Origin of the sequence: Pseudothauera lacus, assembly GCF_003034845.1 — a bacterium.
Lineage (GTDB): Bacteria > Pseudomonadota > Gammaproteobacteria > Burkholderiales > Rhodocyclaceae > Pseudothauera > Pseudothauera lacus.
In genome coordinates this window covers 1-1741 of sequence record NZ_PZKC01000031.1, presented here as the reverse complement: position 1 = coordinate 1741, position 1741 = coordinate 1, and the positions used below count along the sequence as shown (strand labels likewise).

The 1741-nt window shown below is 64.2% G+C and carries 2 protein-coding genes; both read right to left on the bottom strand.

What is annotated here, in order from left to right:
* Positions 1–35: 35 nt before the first annotated feature.
* Positions 36–1406 (bottom strand): group II intron reverse transcriptase/maturase, encoded by a 1371-nt coding sequence (ltrA, locus tag C8261_RS17035; RefSeq protein ID WP_107494920.1) that lies wholly within the window; start codon positions 1404–1406, stop codon positions 36–38.
* An 80-nt stretch (positions 1407–1486) separates the two neighbouring features.
* Positions 1487–1741 (bottom strand): hypothetical protein (locus tag C8261_RS17030; RefSeq protein ID WP_219905238.1); only part of this gene is annotated, 255 nt, incomplete at its 5' end.

Sequence of the window (1741 nt, the reverse complement as noted above, 5' to 3'; positions counted from 1 at the left end):
TGCGGGTCCGCACCGGGCGGTTCGAGCAGTTGAGGTCATGAGAGCCGAGGCACACCGAGCCGGTCGAAGTAGGCGATAGGCATCGCACGGTTCAATCGCATGCGGCTGTTGCGCCACCAACACCGACTGTTTCCGGCCACCTTGCGGGCGTCCTCGTCGGAGGCGCCCATCGCTTTCAGCTCCCGATACATCGTCGTTCCCCGACGCCAGTGCTTGAGCTGCACGGCACGCAGCCGGTGTCGTATCCACTTGTCCAGTTCGCGGAACACCCCGGGAGTCTGCGCAAGCTGGAAATACGTTTTCCAGCCCGGCATGTAGGCCCGTAGCCGTTCGGCAATCTCGGTCAGGTTGCGCCCACCCGAGCGACGCGTGAATTGCCGGATGCGTTGCTTGAAGGTCTTGAGCCCCTTGTCGGCCACCCTGCACTTGACCTGCCCGCCCAGGCCGTACCAGAAGGCGTAGCCCAGAAACTTGCGGTGCGAGGCCGGCGCGACGGCCGTCTTGGCCTCATTGACCTTTAGGTGAAGTCGGTCGTAGAGCTTGCGCAGCCCTTCCAGCACCCGTTCGCCCGCCTTTTGACTGCGCACGTACACGTTGCAATCATCGGCGTAGCGCACGAAGCGGTGGCCCCGTCGCTCCAGTTCCCGATCCACCTCGTCGAGCAGCACATTGGCCAGCAGCGGCGACAGCGGTCCGCCTTGCGGCGTGCCCTCGTAACGCTCCATGACCACCCCGCTATCCATGAGCCCGGCCACGAGGTAACGACGGATCAGCCGCAGCACAGCGCGGTCCGAGATTCGCCTCGCCAACCGTTCCATCAGGATGTCGTGATTGACCCGGTCGAAGAATTTCTCCAGATCCACATCGACCACCACCCGGTAGCCGTCCTGCACGTAATGCTGTGCATCGAGCACCGCATCATGCGCGCGGCGTCCCGGACGAAAGCCGTAACTGTGTTCGGAGAAGGTCGGATCAATGATGCGCTGCAAGACTTGCAGCAGGGCTTGCTGGATCAGCCGATCCGTCACCGTCGGAATCCCCAGTTCGCGCTCCCCACCACCGGCCTTCGGGATCTGCACACGCCGCACCGGCGCGGGCCGGTAGCTGCCGTCCAGTAACGATTCCCGAATCCGGGGCCAGTGCGTCCTCAGGTAGTCCGCCGTCTCGGCGATCGACAACCCATCCACCCCAGCACTGCCGCGATTGGATTTGACGCGTTTCCACGCCGCCACCATGTTCGCGCTCGCGAGCGCCTGCGTTAGCAGGTCGTCCCGCCCCAGGCTTCCAGTCTCATGGCGCGCCGTCCGTGCTTCATCACGCACCGCTTCGGGCGCGGCTTCACCGCGCCCTGCCGCGTTGCGCCCCGGCTCCCCGGGCTTCTGATGCACTGCACGTTCGAGCGACACGGCCTTCGGCCCTCCTACTCGTTCGGCCCTTCGCCCCAAGCAGGCAGCTACTACGGCCTCTGCTGACTTCTCGCTCCGGCTCAGCGCCGTCGCCCTTTCAGGCACAAGGCGAGATCTCCCCAGGTAAGAACGCACTCCTTCACTGCACAACCGCCGGATTTACGCCACTTCGCCTTGATCACGAGAGCTTCGCGGTTTTTGGCCCGCTCGCCCTGCTCGGCAGCGCCTTCTATCCGATTCTTGTTCATCGGCTCGCAGCTTATGCTCCACGCTTCCTCCCCACGCTCGGTCGCCCTCACGCAGTTGCGCTTCACTTCGTTCGCTGTGATCAACTT